This window comes from Acidovorax sp. IB03 (assembly GCF_016406015.1).
Lineage (GTDB): Bacteria > Pseudomonadota > Gammaproteobacteria > Burkholderiales > Burkholderiaceae_C > Acidovorax > Acidovorax temperans.
Map to the genome: position 1 here is coordinate 50269 of NZ_JAEFCH010000012.1, position 14775 is coordinate 65043.

Sequence of the window (14775 nt, forward strand, 5' to 3'; positions counted from 1 at the left end):
TGGCAAGGTGCTCGGCCCATTGCGCGCGAAGCGCATGGCCAGACATCCTCGCTTTGAACCGGGTGCGGAAGGAACGTAATGCGCTGCGCGAACCCGTTCAGGGCCTCAGGCCAGTTCGTCCTTTTGCACCACCAGACTGGGCGGCGTTGCGGGGCCTTCGTACTGGCGGATCTGGTTGCGCCCGGCCTGCTTGGCGGCATACATCGCAGCGTCGGCATGGCGCGTGAGCTCGTCCAGATTCTGGCCATGCTGTGGGTACAGGCTGATGCCCCCGCTGAGCCCCAGCGACAGGGTCACACCCTGCAGCACGAATGGCTCCACGCACTGCTGCATGAGTTTGCGCGCCACCACACCCGCCTGCTCGGTGCCGCCAATGGCTGGCAGCAGCAAAACGAACTCGTCCCCGCCCTGGCGGCACACCGTGTCGGTCTGCCGCACCACGGCCTGCAGGCGGCGTGACCACTGCACCAGCAGCTGGTCGCCCACGTCGTGGCCCATGGCGTCGTTGACCTGCTTGAAACCATCGAGGTCGAGGTAAATCACCGCCACGCACTTGCCTTCGCGCTGGGCCTGGGCAATGGCTTGCTGGGCGCGGTCTTGCAGCAACACGCGGTTGGGTAAGTCGGTCAGCACGTCGTAATGGGCCAGCCGCGCCATACGCGCCTGCATGGCCACGGCCTGGGTCACATCGCGCAGCACGGCCACCGCGCCCGTCACATGGCCATGGCGATCGGCAATCGGGCTGGCTGAAAGTTCCACATCAAACCGCTGGTGGGTAGTGCGATGGGAGACCGCACCGCGCGTGGGCGGCAAGGCACGGTCGTCCCGCATGGCAGCGCGCAGCGGGCTCTTGAGATCAGCGCCCACCTCCGACGGAACCAGGCGAATCACTTCATCCACATCGCAGCCAGCGGCGTCGAAGCCCTGCCAGCCTGTGAGCCGCTGGGCCACCGGGTTGAGGTAGGTAACCTGCCCATCTGCATCACAACACACCACGGCATCGCCAATGGACTGCAGGGTCAGGCGCATCAGCTCTTTTTCTTCAAAGAGCAGGTCTTCCATGCGCTTGCGCTCGCTGATGTCGGTGGCCTGGATGAACAGGCCCAGCACCTTGTCGCCATAGCGCTCGGGGGTGTACGACACGATGATGTGCCGCCGGATGCCCTGGGCATCCGTCAGCCGGGTCTCAAAAACCTGCACCTCTCCCTCCAGAGCCTTGGCCAGCAGCAGCTCGGTTTGCTGGAAGCGCTCGGGCCCCAGCAGATCGCGCATGTGCATTCCGTGCAGCTTTTCGAGCGGCACGCCAAACCAGGTCTCGTGGGCCTGGTTGCCAAAGCGGTTGTAGAGGTTCACATCCCACGAGCCGACCAGCGAAGGGATGCTGTGCAAGATATTGCTCAAGTCGCGCTCGGCGCGCTGCAGTTGCGCACTCACCGCCTGGCGGCGCTGCAGCTCGCGGTTGAAAAGCACCGCCAGCGCCATGCACGCCAGCATGAGCGCGAAGGTGAACAGCCCCAGCCCCCAGGCCGAGCGGTTCCACTTCTTGAAAATGGTGGCCTTGGCTTGGGCCACGTTCAGGATCAGCGGAAAGCGCCCCACGTGCTTGAAGGAATACGAGCGCTCCACCCCATCCAGCGCCGCACGCCCCACAAAGCTGCCTTCTTTCTCCTGCTGAAAACGGATCATGTTGGGCGTGCCCGCAATGCTCTTGCCCACGTCCGCGTCACCATAGGGAAAGCGCGAAACGATGACACCATCGTTACGAAACAGATTGACGCCGCTGTTCTCACCCAGATCCACTGAGGCGAACAGTTCATTGAAGTAGCTCAGCCGCACCGCGCCCAGCACAATGCCGCCAAACTCGCCCTGGGAAGTGCGAAAGCCGCGCGCCAGGGGCAGCGACATGACCCCGGTAATGCGGGAGGGCACCGGCCGGCCCACAAACAGGCCCTCATGCCCCCGCTCCTTGAACGCCAGGAAATATTCCCGGTCGGCAACGTTGGCCTTGCGAGGCTCCTGCGAGCCAGAATCCAGAATCACATCGCCCTGGGCATTGATCACCACCACATTGCCCAACGCATGCAGGCGCACCACGCTTTCAAAGCGAACGACTTCCCGCAGGCGATCGCGCATACGGGCTGAAGGGGACAACTCGCCCGCGCTCTCAATCCCCTCCACCACCGTGATCAGAGACTGGTCCACCGAGTCCAGCGTCCACTCCAGCGAATGCGCCAGCGTGCCCACCAGGTTGGTATTGGCTTTGAGAGCGTAGGTCCATTCGTCGTTGCGCAACGTCCACAGAGCACGCACTGACAATGCGCCGATCCCGAGGGACAGCAGCAAGGCCATCCAGAGAAACCGCTGAGACAGAAGGGAACGGACGGCAGACATGCGTGGCTATTGATCGAAGCCGGGACCACGGGCCCGCACACTGCCCACAGAACGACGGCCAGGCCCCACGCTGGGCCGTGAAGCGGCTGCTAAGGGGACGTCGCGGTGGATTTCAGCGCCGCCGTGGCGTGAAATGCGCGGGGGAATAGGCATGTAAGAACAACGTCTACACAGACTTGCGCACCATTGTAGTGATCGCCACAACGACATCAGGGGAAATAACCGACGGGTCACCGGCCTCATCGGGGCTTCGAGGCGGTGCCGGGGACGGCCCCCGGCGCCACCCCGGCGCCGCGCACTTCAAAACGCACCGTGTCCAGCACCTGCCCCTGGGCGTTTACCAGTTCCAGCGTGTGTCGGCCCGGCCAGGGCAGCCACTCCAGCACAGCCCCCCGGCCCAGAGGCTTGCCGTCCATGCGCCATGCCAGGCGGGGGGCTGCAAGGTCGGCGGCCTGCAGCCGCAAGCGCTGGGACTGGGGCGGAATGTCCGGATCCAGCGCGATGACCGTGCCGTGAACCGGCATCAGGATACGCGCAGGCCCCAGGTCAGCCTGGGGTTCTGCGGGTTTTGAACGTTTTTGGCCTCCAGCGCTTACTGATAAAGCGCCATCAGCTACGTTATTGATAGCAAACACAGACTGCTGCGTGCCTGGCACAAACCACTCGGTGCGCGCAGCCTCCAGCGGGAGTGAGGCCGTGGCGCTGTCGCCATCGCCCCCCGCAGGCCCAAACCGCACAGGCCACTGCACCAGCCCCTGCGGCGGGCGCGGCGGGCGGCTGGGCTCGCGCGCATGTAGAAAGCCCATCACGGTAGCCCACACGGGCGCGGCCCCGCTGGTGCCGCTCACATCGTGCATCGCAGCGCCGCTGGCATTGCCCACCCACACGCCCACGGTGTAGCGTTCGGACCAGCCCACCGCCCAGTTGTCACGCATGTCCTTGCTGGTGCCGGTTTTCACGGCCGACCAGAAGCGGGTGGCCAGCACGCTGTCGGTGCCAAAGGTGCGGGCGCGGGCGTTGCCGTCTGAAAGGATGTCGCCCACGATGAAGGCAGCGCGCGCATCCAGCGCCGGGGTGAACGCCGGGCGCGCTCGCGTCGGCAACACCACCAAAGGGCTGAAGCGCCCGCCGTTGGCCAGCGAACGAAAGGCATTGGTCAGGTGCAGCAAGGGCACCTCGGCACTGCCCAGGGCCAGGCTGTAGCCAAAGTAATCACCGTTTTCGCGCAACGGCAGGCCCAGCTCCCCCAACTGGTGGTGGAAGGCATCGGGCGTCACCATCACCAGCGTGCGCACGGCCGGCACGTTGAGCGACGCCGCCAGCGCCGTGCGCACCGACACCCAGCCCTTGAACTGCCGGTCGTAGTTCTGCGGGATGTACAGGCCGCTGGCCGTGGTGATCTGCGCGGGCGAATCCTCCACCAGCGACGCGGCGGTGAGGCGGCGCTCGGCAATCGCCTGCCCGTACAGGAACGGCTTGAGCGTGGAGCCGGGCTGGCGCAGCGCCAGCACGGCATCCACCTCGCTGGCCTGACTGAGCTGGCCGGACGAGCCCACCCAGGCCAGCACCTGGCCCGTGGCGTTGTCCAGCACCAGCACCGCGCCGTCTTCCACATTGCGGCCGCGCAGTTCACGCAGGTGCTGCTGCAGGGTTTGGGTGGCAAAGCGCTGCAAGGGCGCGCGCAAGGTGGTGCGCAACGGTGGGGCGCCAGCGCTTGCGGCAGATGGGGCTGCTGGGGACGATGCCGCCTCTGCCTGCTGGCGCAACGCATAGCGTGCAAAGTGCGGCGCTGCGCCTTCGGTCGCATCAAACGCACGCCGTTGCACAGCGGCGGTGGTAAACAGTTCCAACGCATCGCAATCCACTGCGGCTTTTGGCGGCTGCATGGCTCGCAACACGCCGCAGGCACGCTGCGCCACCAGGGCCGGCTTGGCGTTGGGGGCGCGCACCAGGGCGGCGGCCACGGCTGCCTCGCGGTCTTGCAGGCCATGGGCTGCCTTGCCAAACAGAGTGCGGCTCAGCGCATCAATGCCCACCACCTCGCCGCGAAACGGCACGAGGTTCAGGTACGCCTCCAGGATCTGGTCCTTGCGCCAGCGCCTGTCCAGCACTTGTGCGGCCACCGTCTGCCCAATTTTTTGCACCACGGATCGCCCCCCGGGTCCCTGCCTCCAGTCGCCATCCAGCAGCCCCGCCAGTTGCATGGTGATGGTGCTGGCCCCCCGCGTGCGCTGGTTCCACAGGTTGCCCCAGGCGGCGGCAGAGGCCGCGTGCCAGTCCACCCCGCTATGCTCGTAAAAGCGCTTGTCCTCACTCAGCACCAGCGCCATGCGCAGCGCAGGCGACACATCGGCCAGCGGCACCCACTGGCCGCGGCGCACCGTGGCGTCGGTGCGCAGGCGCTGCACCACCTCCCCTTCACGCGAGAGGATGAGCGTGTCAGACGGGCGAAAGTCGGCGCGCACCTCTTCGTAGCTGGGCAAGGCGTGGGCGGCCATGGCCGTTGCCCAGGCAAGCAGCACCACAGCGCATTGCCGCCAGGCGCTGCGTGGCAACGGGGCTTGTAGCAAGGCGTTCAATGCCCTCAACGCGCGGTCGCTCCCACCTTCACCCGTGCATTCGGCGCTTCACCAAACATCTCGGGCGCATACAGCGCTTCCACCCGGCTGGGCGGCAAGGCGAAGTCACCCACGTTGTTCAGGCGCACGGTGTATTCCATGGTCACCGTGCCCTTGGGCAGGTACTGGTAGTAGCTGCGGAAGGACTCAAAGCTGCGCTCTTCAAACGCGGCCCAGCCGCTGCCGCTTTGCTTTTCGCCCTGCGTGGCAATTTCCGAGTCACGGCCCAGGCCGCTGCCCAGGATGGTGGCGCCGCCCGGAATCGGGTCGGTGATGGCCACCCAGGTCATGTCGGCGCTGGCGTTCACTTCCAGCTTCACACGCAGCACGTCGCCACGCGTGTACTGGCCTGCGGGCAACGATTTGTTGGCCTGCTCGACCGGGGTCACCGTCTTCTTGATGGAGTAGCCCGCTGCGAACGGCGCCTTCAGCTCCACCGCTGCCACTGACTGCAAGGTGAGCCAGGGCTTGCCGGTACCCTGGTGGGTCACCTCCAGCGCCTCTTTGCTACCTATAGAACTACCGGCCTTGCCCCAGGGCAGGAACATGCTGTTGTTCTTCAGGTTACCCGGTGCGGCAGGCGCGCCAAACCAGGTGGTCTGGTGGGCGGCGCCGCTGGCGTCGGTGACCTTGATGCGTTCGACCCGGCTCCAGTCCACGCTGGCGTTGTTGCCCCCCATCGTGGCTTTGGTAGCGCCCGCCACGGGGGTGGCTTCAAACTTGGCGCTGAATTTTTCCAGCGCCAGGCCACCCCACAGGTTGGCCGTGGTGGTGTGCCAGGCACCGGCCTGCTGGCGGCTGATGAAGCCATTGGCCAGGCGGCCCATGTCGTCCTTCCAGGTGGGGTCGTCCATCACGGCCAGCATCAGGCGCGCGGTGTTCACGTCGCCGTTTTGCATTAGCCACCACCAGTAGTCGTCCTGCTCGGTGCTGAAGATGAGCTTGGTGCCCTGGAACGACAGGCGTGCGCGCAAGATTTGCATCGCTTCGGCCAGGCGTTTTTCGCGTTCGGGCACATCGGCCACGCGCTTCAAAACATTCACCCAATCAATCACCGAGTGCGTGGGCCACTGGTTGGGCGCAATGGTGATGCTGCTGAGCATGCGGCCCTGGGCCTTGCCGTAGCGCGACAGCGCCTCGATGGCGGCGAGCTTGCGCATGTCCAGGTCTTTGCGCGGGCTCCAGTGGTTGCGCTGGATGCGGCCTTCCACAAACGCGATCAGGGCGCGCTCCATCGGCGCACGGGCCTCGTCGGGCAGCGCAAAAGCGGGGTTGATGGCGGCAGCCTCGTGCGTGGCGGCCAGCAGGTAGGCCGTGAGGGTGTCGCTGCCCGTGTTGGCATCGCCGCTGCGTGGCGGGAAGTAGCTGGCCAGACCGTCGCTGTCCAGATACGTGGGCAGGTTGGCCACCACGGTTTGCCACAGCTTGCCGTCGCGCAGGCCCACGGCCTTGCTGGTCTGCTGCTCCAGGCAGCTGAACGGGTAGGCAGCCCACCAGTCGCGCACGCCGGGCAGGCCCCCATCTCCCGAGCCTCCCAGCTTGGGCTGCAGCGACATCTTCAGACCGCCCCGGCCGGGGATGGCGTCTGCGGGCGGCGCCGCATCGATGGCGAACTTGCCATCCACCTGCACCAGTGTGGCCTGCTGCACCGTGAGCGGCACGGCGGGCACGATGCGCTGGCGGGCCTTGAGCGCATCGGTGGCGCCCGAAGCGGTATCGCGCGCCTGGATTTCCCACAGGATGGCTTCCGCGCGGGTCTGCGCCAATTGCGCGGGAGCCGTCACGTCCCACGCCACTTCACGCGCTTCACCGGCGGGGATGTCCACCTGCTGGGGCTTGAGTTCGAGCAGCGTGGCACGCGGTGCCACTTCCACCTTCATGGCCGCCTTGGTGGTGTTGCGCAGCGTGATCTGTGCACGGAAGTTGTCGCCCTCACGCACCAGCGGCGGCAGGCCGCTGATGATCTGCAGGTCTTGTGTGGCGCGAATGCTGGTGCTGCCCGTGCCAAACAGGCCCGCAGACGCATCGGCCACTGCCACGATCTTGAAGGTGGTGAGTGCGTCGTTCAACGGCACCGTCACCTTGGCCTGGCCGTTGGCGTCGAGCTGCACGGTGGGGTTCCACAGCAGCAGCGTGTCGAGCAGCTCACGCGTTTGCGCACGGCCGCCGCCGCCACCTGCAGGCACCGCCTTCTTGCCGTAGTGGCGCCGGCCAATGATTTCCATCTGTGCGGTGGAGGTCTGCACGCCCCAGCTGCGACGCTGCAGCATGGCTTCGAGCAGGTTCCAGCTGGCGTTGGGCATCAGCTCCAGTAGGGCCTGGTCTACAGCAGCCAAGGCCACTTCGGCGTGGGCGGCAGGCTTGCCGCCGGGCAGCGTGGCCGTGATGGTGACCTGGGCCTTGCCACGCACCGGGTAGCTTTCCTTGTCGGCCGCCACCTTCACGTTGATCTGGTGGGTCTGCGTGCCCACGCGGATTTCAGCCAGCCCCAGGCGGAAGGCGGGTTTGGACAAATCGACCAGCGCTGACGGTGCTTGGTATTCCTTGCCCTCGTACCAGAAGGCGTTCCACCACTCGCCCGGCGCCTTGAAGCCCCAGGTGAAGAAGCTGTACCAAGGCACCTCACGCAGCCGACCACGCAGGGCCAGCACACTCACATACACGTTGGGGCCCCAGTCGGACTGCACTTTCAGGCTCACTGTGGGATCTTGCCCATTGAGCTGCAGCATATGGGTTTCGATGATGCCTTCGCGCTCCACCGCCACCAGCGCAGTGGCAAAGCGAAACGGCATGCGCACCTGGAACTTGGCGGTCTCGCCTACCTGGTAGCTCTTCTTCTCGGGCAGCAGGTCGATGCGGTCGTGGTCTTCGCCGCCAAACCACAGTTCGCCCTGGCGGGTAACCCACACGGACGAAGCAGCTTCGCTGGTGTTGCCGTCGCGGTCGGTGGCGGTCACCACCAGTTCCACCTCACCGGCCTCGTCCAGCTTGGCGTCGCACAGCAGCAGGCCACGGCTATCGCTCTTGCCGGTGCACACCGTGCCCAGGTCTTTGGTGGATGTCTGGTTGTCGTAGCTGTAAAAGCCGCCCACCATGCGCTTGCGCGTGGTGGTGGTGATGCGCGCAATGGCCTGCACCTGCAGCGCCGTGTTGGGCGCTGCCTGGCCGTTGTGCTGCAGCGCCAGGGCCTGGAAGCGGATCTTCTGGCTGGCCGATGCCCAGCCCTCGGTCTTGATACCCGCCACCACGCCCGCTGGCCACAGCGTGTGGGTGCTGCGCAGGGTTTGCACTTCGCCATTGGGGTCGGCGTAGGTGGCTTCCAGCAGCAGCTCACGCGGCTGGCGGGCCTGGGGAAGGTTGTCGATGGTGACCTTGCCGGTGCCGTTGCGGTCCAGCGTCAGGGGCAGCTTGTCGGCCACCACGCGCGCGTCCTGGCCAGCGCTGGCTTCTTCATCGTCGCTGTGGGCGCTGACTGCACCCTTGTGGCGCGGCGGCGTGAAGCTGAACATGTCGTAGTCGGCAAACTGCAGGTACTTGCTGCGCACCAGGGCCGACACGCGCACCGGCAAGTTCGCCGCGCCACCGCCCGCCACGTAATTGACCTGCACATCGGTAGGCACCGAGCGCACGCGCACCAGGGGCTTGCTGTCGGCCGGGGCAATGCGCCCTTCCAGCACTGGCAGGCGGAACTCTTCCACCCGGAACTGGCCGGTGGTGATCGCGCCACGCTCTGCGCCAGCGCCTTGCAGCTCCACGCTGTATTCACCCAGCTTGGCAGCGGGCGGAATGGCAAAGCTGTTCACGGCGCTCAGCCCGCCCGTGGGGGTTTTGCGCCACTGCACCGGCTGTTCAAACTGCTGGCCGCTGCCCACATGGGTGATGAGCAAGGTGCCTGGGCCTGCGGCGGGGGCGTCAAAGCCCTTGCGGTTTTCCAGGCGGTAGTAGTGCTTCATCGACACCGTCTCGCCCGCGCGCAGCAGGGTGCGGTCGAACACCGTGTGGGCCCGTGCATCGGGCTGGACCTCGCTGCTGGTGGGCACGTTAAAGCGCCAGGGCTCAATGCCCCGCTGCCAGTCGCTCCAGGTGAAGGCCATGTCTTCCACCCCGCCCTGCGCATGACGGGCACTGACGAAATAGGCCGACGAACCCTGGCCGTAGTCGTCGTTGCTGTGGCAAGACGGCGCATCGGGCGACAGCCCCTCGATCATGGCCACGCCCTGCTCGTTGGTGATGGCCCGCGCCAGTTCGCGCCCTCGGCAGTCCGACACGCGCACTTTGGCGCCCGCCACCGGTTTGCCCTTGTCCAGCGAGGTCACCCACACCGCCGCGTTTTCACGCCCCAGCTTGAAGTGCACGCCCAGGTTGGTCACCAGCGCTGAGGTGCGCACGTACATGGTGCGGCCTTCGCCATGGCGTCCATCCAGCAGCGAAGCACCCAGCTTTTGCGATGCGATCTCGACCACATGGAAGCCCGGCGGCAGCGGAATGCCCACCACCTCGAACGGGCGCAGTTCCTTGCCGGTGACCTGGGGCAAGTCCAGCGTCTTGACACCGCCCTGCCCCGCCAGCAGCGAGAGCATGCGCGTCTGCACATGGTCGCGCTCGTCGTCGATCACCTTGGGCAGCGGGCCCTTCACATCGCGCGCGGCCACGCGGCGCGGCACGTGGTAGTCGTCGTAACGCGCCACCTTGCGGAACCAGGCAATGATGTCGGCATCGGTCGATGGCTTGAGCGTGCTCACCTTGCCTGTGGGCGCTGGCGCTGCGCCCGTCTGCAGGCCTTGCACCTTGAGGCCCGCTTCCACATTGCGCAGCGTTACCGGTAACAGCGCGGGGCCGTCAGGCCCTTCGGCAAAGCGCTCGACCACGCCAAATGGCGCGGCGGCAAATTTGGCCAACGGTGGCAGGCCCGCCGTAGCCACTTTCAACGGGAAGCTCGCGGCATTGCGCAGGGTGCGGCCCGAGGCGTCCTTGAAATCCTTGGGCAGCTCCAGCGTGAAGCTGGTCTGCTCTGGCAGGGGTGCATCAAACTGCACGCCGTTGATCACGGCGTCGGCATCGCCGCCGTCCTCGCCGCCATCCACCCTGGGCTTGAAGGTCTCGTTGGCCGACTTGAGCCGGATGGCCATGGCCAGCTTGCGCGGCACCGGGGCGTTGAACGACAGCGACAGCGGGCGCAATGGCATGCAGGCCGCCTGGGCGTTTTCACGCTCGCAGCTGAACTCGGCCGCAAACGCTTCGCGCACCCGGTAGGTGAAGCGCTTTTCCACGCTGTTGGCCACCCCGCTGGGCGTGGCCACACCCTTGCCAAACACCAGTTGCAGTTGCGAGCCGGAGGTAAGCCGGCGGTTGCAGGCAAAGCTGGGGAACTGCAGCGGCTCTTTCGCGGCCCGCTTTTCCAGGCCCAGGGCCTTGAGCAGATCGGTGCGCTGGGCACCTTCAATCATGCGCACCGGCACGCGCTCGCCCACGCCTTCCAGCGCGCACCACACGTTGGCCTGCACGCTCTCGGTGGTTGCCGGGCCGTTGAGCTGCAACACAAAGAACTGCTCTTCGTCGAGTTGCTGGTAGGTGTTGGGCCGCACGCCTTGCACAAAGGGTCCGCCGCTATTGAATTGATAGCTCTTGGCGCCCGTCAACAAAGCGCCAGAGGCTGATTTGAACTCAGGCTTGACGGTGGCCGTGCAGCGCATGCCCGGGGGCAGGTCGGCCTCGAAGTCGAACACCCATTCGCGCTCGCTGGCCCAGCGGCCCGTGCCCTTGGAGGCTGCCGCATCGTTGCAACTGATGACCAGCGGCGCCGGGGCCTTGGGGTCGCCAAAGGTCACTGCCGCCGCATCGAACTTGGCCACTGCCTGGCGCACCCGCGCCACCTCGCCCTGCGGGCTGAAGCTGACGATCTGCAACGCCTGCGCCTGTGCGGCCACCAGCAACCCGCCCACCAGCGCCGTGGTGGCCCGGGCATTCCTCCAAAGTGTTTTCATTGTGTTTATCACTCTTGCCTGCAAGGGGTATGAGAGCCTGTTTACGGTCTCCCAGGGGTCCCCTGCGAAACCGTAAGCAGGCTCTGAGCGTAGCCGATGCACCCGCTCAGGCGCTACCGCGCGCCGCCTGTCCAGACCGGGAATGTGTGAGAAAGTGCAGCCGCCAAGCGCCTGTGTGCCCCACCTATACTCCCGCGCAATCTATTGGCGCTGCCTCCCATCCAAGCGAAAAACGCCCGGGCAGCGCACCCCGCGCAGGGAGGCGGGAGCAACACCATGGCCACAAGACCCACGGGCTTCGACCAGACGGCCCAGCCCGCCAAACGGCCCGCCCCGTTCTGGCACCGGCTCAACACCTTCTTCACCTTCCCGCTGCAATCCAAGCCGCTGATGTACAGCCTGATCCTGGCGCTGTCCAGCATGCTGTTCAAGGTGATCTTCTTCCTGCCGGATGCCTTGGGCATCCTGATTGTGGAGATCGGCATCTTGCTGGCGGCCTCGCGCTACGGCTTCAAGATCACCGCCCTGGGCTCGCGCGGCATCTACAACGCCGATGACTACCCGGCCGAGCTGGACCCCGACTGGAAGAACCTGCCCTGGAAATTGTTCGCCATCGTCATTGCGCAATCCATGGTGGTGGGCTGGCTGCAGAGCGTGAGCCCCACTCTGGGCACGCTGGCCTGGCTGGTCATGTGCTTTTTGCTGCCCGCCACGCAGATCGTGCTGGTGCAGACATGCAGCTTTGTCGAAACCCTGAACCCCGCCAACGCCTGGAACGCCGTGCGCACCATTGGCTGGCCGTACCTGCTGCTGTGCGTCTTCCTGTTCCTGCTGAGCCAGGGCACCTTCATAGCCCTGGGCCTGCTGCTGCCGCTCTTCAAAGGCTGGATTCTGCTGCCCATCGTCAACTGGGTGCTCATCTATTTCAGCTGGGTCATGGCCAGCCTGCTGGGCTACGCCATGTACCAGAACCACCAAGCCTTCGGCATTGACCTGCTGCCCGGCGCAGGCCTGGACGATGACAAGGCCCCCGTGGACCGCCGCACGCCACGCCAGATTGAGCAAGACGCCATCGACGCACAGGTGGCACAGCTGGTCACCGCTGGCGACATGACCGCCGCCGTGGCCCTGGCCTATGAGGAGCAGCGCATGCGCGGCGAAGAAGTGGCCGCACAGCGCCGCTACCACCGCGTGCTGGCGCTGGCCGAGGGCAAGACTGCCACGTTGCTGGACCATGCGCAGCGCTACATCCCGTTGCTGCTGCGTTCGGGCCAGAGCGGCGAAGCCCTCAAGGCCTTCCAGACCTGCCGCGCCAAAGACGCGCAGTTTGCGCTGCAGGACGCCCCCACCACCCTGGCCCTGGCCAAGGCCGCGTGGAACACGGGCGACGCGAAAGACGCCCTGGCCCTGCTGCAAGGTTTTGACCGCCGCTTCAAGGGCCACGACGCTGTGCCCGCCGCTTACGAGCTGGTGGCCCGTGTGCTGCTGCAGGGCATGAACCGCGCAGACATGGCGCTGCGTGTGCTGGCGACACTGGAATCGCGCCACCCGGATACCGAGGCGGCACGGGAGACACGGTGGTTGCTGCGGAACCATGTGCCGCAGGGGGCGGCGGGGGGTTGCATTGGGTTCTAGCGCTTATGGGGTGAGCGCTGGTAGCTATTGAATTGATAGTGGGCTGGTTCGTCGTCAGCCGTTTGGGGCTTGGTGGGCCGATGGGGCCGTATGCCTTTGCTGAGGGCGGGAGCCGGGATGTGCGCCCGGCGGCGCAGTAACTTTCTTTCGCTTCGCCGAAAGAAAGTCACCAAAGAAAGGGCGACCCCACTGTCTGCGTCCCCTGCGCTTCGCTACGGGGCAACCTGCGGTGCTCGCGTCCAGCGGGGTCTCGCTCGAACTCGCTTCGCTCAGACAATCGCGAGCCCTGATCCGCTGGCCGCTGCGCTCCTCGGCGCATACAGAGGGGATGGGCAGCCAAACAGCCATTCGGGCCATTGCTTCGCTCGGCCCTTTGTTGTGGGCGCAAGCGCCTTGCGCAGGGCACAGCGCATGCTGGGTCGAGCGCAGCGACGACCCGAATGGCTGTTGGGGTGTTCACCCCCTGCTGGCTGCGCCTGCGGCGGGGCGGTTGCGGGGTGGCATGGGCGCCCGTGCGCCCATGCTTCGTGATCTGACTCGCCGTGGCTGTCCGAGCGGCGCTGCGCAGCAGCAAAGCGAGTTCCACGGCGCACCCCGCAACCGCCCCGCCGCAGGTTTGCCCCGTAGCGCAGCGCAGGGGTCGCAGACTGGGGGTCGCCTTTCTTTTGGGTACTTTTCTTTGGCGAAGCAAAGAAAAGTGCCTCGCCCGCCGGGGCGAAATCCCGGCTCCCGCCCTTGGCAAAGGCATGCAGCCAAAAGAATGGCGACGAATCGGAATACTATCAATTCAATAGCTACCAGCGCTTGCCCCACAAGCACCAGAGCCCAATTCAATCAAAACCTACACCCCACCCAACACCTGCAACGCCGCATTCCCCGGCGCCAACTGCTGCAACTGCGGCCGGAACACAGCCGCCTGCTCCCGCCGCCCCGCATGGCACAGAGCAGCCACCAACATCCCCAGCGTCTCCCCCAGCTCCGGGTGCGCAGGCGCTGTCTTGTGCAAGGCGTTGAACAGCTTTTCCGCATCGCCCCACTGCTGCGCCCGCGCAAAGCGCCGGGACAGGCGGGCCATGTCGTCCGGCAGCAAACGCACGCCGGGCTTGGCTTTATCGAAGTAGGTGCGGTAGCTGGCGTGCTGAAACTGCAGCGTCTGCTCGTCATGGGCGCGCAGCCGGAAGATGCGGCGCGCGGCGCGGTGAAAGTCTTCGCTGTCGGGCCACAGCGATGCGGTCTTGAACCAGGCGCTGAGCACCGTTTGGTCCTGCGGGCGCAGCTTGGCGGCGGCGCGCCACTGGGGCAGCGCCTGCTCAAACTTCATGGCCTGGGCCAGGCGCTGGGCGTTGGCCACATGGGCGTCAAAACCGTCGTCGGGCACGGCAACCTGCGCCGTGGGCACTTCCAGGGGGCTGCGGCGTACCAGCATCACCAGGGCCATCAGCGAAGCCCCTGCGAGCAAGCCGCCCAAGTGGGCCATGTAGGCCACGCCTCGGCCGCTGAGCCAGTGCTGAAGCAACTCGTTCGCAATCCACGTGGGCAATAGCAGCAACGCTGGCGCCGTGACGTAGTTGAAATAGAAAAACAGCTGGTAGAAAAACCGCACACGCCGCAACCGGTACAGCACGGCATACATGCCCATCAGCGCAGACACGGCCCCCGAAGCGCCCAGGCCATAGCTGCCAGTGCCGCCATACGCCCAGGCCGACAGGGCCGAGCCCCCCAGGCCGCCCAGCAGGTAGAACGCGAGGTAGGTGGTGCGCCCCAGTGCCAGCTCGACCGAGAAGCCGAACAGGAAGAGACCTCGGTGCGCTGCGGGCCCCAGAACACGAGCATGTTCACCAAGATCAGCAGCACGGTCATCCACGGCGGGTTGCGCCAGGTGGGCCGGCTTTCGAGGGGTATGGCGTAGAACATGGGTCAGCAGGGCAAGGGCAGAAATGTCGATGGCGCCAGCCGGAAGGGCCAAACGCAATCAACGCGGTGGGCGCCAAGCGTAGCAAACACCAGCCGGCGTGCGTTGCGGTGCCCACCGGCCATTGCCTGAGCACGACGACGCGCACATGGGGCTGTGTCCTACGCGTGGCAAAGCGCTGGGATCCAACGATGGGGGCTGTCCTTTTTTCTGATATCCCAACCTTCAGGAGCGC

General features: G+C 66.0%; 4 protein-coding genes and 1 pseudogene. 1 reads left to right on the forward strand and 4 read right to left on the reverse strand.

The window, feature by feature from the left end; genetic code table 11:
- Nucleotides 1–105: 105 nt before the first annotated feature.
- The 3 genes from IHV84_RS09200 to IHV84_RS09210 all read right to left on the reverse strand — a co-directional run bounded on the left by IHV84_RS09200 (nucleotide 106) and on the right by IHV84_RS09210 (nucleotide 10993).
- Nucleotides 106–2391, reverse strand: coding sequence for a diguanylate cyclase domain-containing protein (locus IHV84_RS09200; RefSeq protein ID WP_198846647.1), 2286 nt, complete (start codon nucleotides 2389–2391; stop codon nucleotides 106–108).
- A 239-nt stretch (nucleotides 2392–2630) separates the two neighbouring features.
- Nucleotides 2631–4889, reverse strand: coding sequence for a penicillin-binding protein 1C (pbpC, locus tag IHV84_RS09205; RefSeq protein WP_198846673.1), 2259 nt, complete (start codon nucleotides 4887–4889; stop codon nucleotides 2631–2633).
- Nucleotides 4890–4975: 86 nt separating this feature from the next.
- A complete protein-coding gene (locus IHV84_RS09210) occupies nucleotides 4976–10993 on the reverse strand; it encodes an alpha-2-macroglobulin (protein WP_198846648.1) in 6018 nt (2005 codons plus the stop codon).
- Between the two features lie 276 nt (nucleotides 10994–11269).
- On the opposite strand from IHV84_RS09210, the gene IHV84_RS09215 reads away from it, so the two are divergent.
- Entirely contained in the window at nucleotides 11270–12628 is a 1359-nt protein-coding gene (locus IHV84_RS09215) for a tol-pal system YbgF family protein (RefSeq protein WP_198846649.1), read from the forward strand.
- Between the two features lie 841 nt (nucleotides 12629–13469).
- Here IHV84_RS09215 and IHV84_RS20670 read toward each other — a convergent pair.
- Nucleotides 13470–14542, reverse strand: a pseudogene (locus tag IHV84_RS20670) (rhomboid family intramembrane serine protease).
- Between the last annotated feature and the right edge of the window lie 233 nt (nucleotides 14543–14775).